The sequence below is a fragment of the Anoxybacillus sp. J5B_2022 genome (assembly GCF_026847645.1).
In the GTDB taxonomy this organism is placed as follows: Bacteria; Bacillota; Bacilli; order Bacillales; family Anoxybacillaceae; genus Anoxybacteroides.
In genome coordinates this window covers 1-1,384 of record NZ_JAPSMC010000144.1, presented here as the reverse complement: position 1 = coordinate 1,384, position 1,384 = coordinate 1, and the positions used below count along the sequence as shown (strand labels likewise).

Below are 1,384 nucleotides of genomic sequence, written 5' to 3'. Positions count from 1 at the left end.
TTCATCATCTTTGGTGAGGAGACTCCCACTTCAACGACCAAAGGGAGTAAGTGGGAGAGGAATCGCTTTTTTTGTGTTTTTGTATCACTAAAAAATATGATATAATATATTTAGTGAAAGAGAGGTGAGACAAATGGACATGACGTTAACAGCCAAAATAAAAATTTACCCAACGGCGGAACAAGCAGAAGTATTGAAAGCCACCCTTTCCGCTTATCGACAAGCATGCAACGCTGTATCTGTTGTGATTTTTGACACAAAAGTGCTTGCACAAGCCAAGTTGCACGACATGACCTATCGTCCACTTCGAGCAAACTACGCGTTGCGTTCGCAAATGGCGCAATCTGTGATCAAGACGGTGATCGCTAGATACCGTTCCCTAAAAAGCAATGGTCATGAATGGACATTGGTTCGCTTTAAAAAACCTGAATATGATCTCGTTTGGAATCGAGATTATTCGCTTGTTCAAGGATTATTTTCTGTCAATACACTAGAAGGACGGATTAAAGTGCCGTTCGAACCAAAAGGCATGGAACAATATTTTGATGGCTCATGGACGTTTGGTACAGCCAAACTCGTCTATAAGCATAACCAATTCTTTTTGCACATCCCTATGACCAAAACGATTCCAACCGTAGATGAACACAACATTCGCCAAGTGGTCGGTGTCGATGTAGGGGTTAACTTTCTTGCAGTAGCTTATGATTCGCAAGGGAAAACCACCTTTTTTAACGGACGAAAAATCAAGCATATGCGTGCGAAGTACAAACGAATGCGAAAAACCCTCCAACAAAAAGGGACGGCTTCTGCGCGTCGGAAGTTGAAAACAATCGGACAACGAGAAAACCGTTGGATGACGGATGTGAACCATACGATCACGAAGGCACTCGTTCGTCAATATGGAGAACGTACCCTTTTTGTATTAGAAGATTTAACAGGCATTCGTGAAAAAACAGAACGTGTACGTATCCATGACCGATATGAAACCGTATCGTGGGCTTTTTATCAGTTCCGTCACATGTTAGAGTATAAGGCACGTTTGCATGGGGCAAAAGTGATGGTGGTTGCTCCGTATTACACCTCTTTGACATGTCCAAAGTGCGGGCATACGGAAAAAGCCAATCGAAAGAAACGTACACACACCTTTTGTTGCCGAACATGTGGATACACCTCAAACGATGACCGCATTGGTGCCATGAACCTTCAACGAAAAGGAATAGAGTACATCGTTGAAGGAACGACACAGGCATGACCTGCGCCGTTGGGTAGTCGTCAACCTGCCCCTGATGCAACCCCAAGTCAAGGAAGGAGGACGAAGTCCGCTCGCACTTCTGGGGAGTTGCAAGCCCCCACTTCAAGCGTTAGCTAAGTGGGGGGAGTTGAC

At 44.6% G+C, this 1,384-nt stretch carries 1 protein-coding gene; it reads left to right on the top strand.

Annotated features, from left to right (window positions below):
* Positions 1 to 133 precede the first annotated feature (133 nt).
* On the top strand, positions 134 to 1,252 hold the full coding sequence (locus M4I42_RS16860) for an RNA-guided endonuclease InsQ/TnpB family protein (protein ID WP_268853188.1): 1,119 nt from the start codon (positions 134 to 136) through the stop codon (positions 1,250 to 1,252).
* Positions 1,253 to 1,384: the final 132 nt, after the last annotated feature.

Excerpts from the sequence above, each read along its gene's own strand:
- M4I42_RS16860 (WP_268853188.1), top strand. The coding sequence starts at position 134 with ATGGACATGACGTTAACAGCCAAAATAAAAATTTACCCAACGGCGGAA.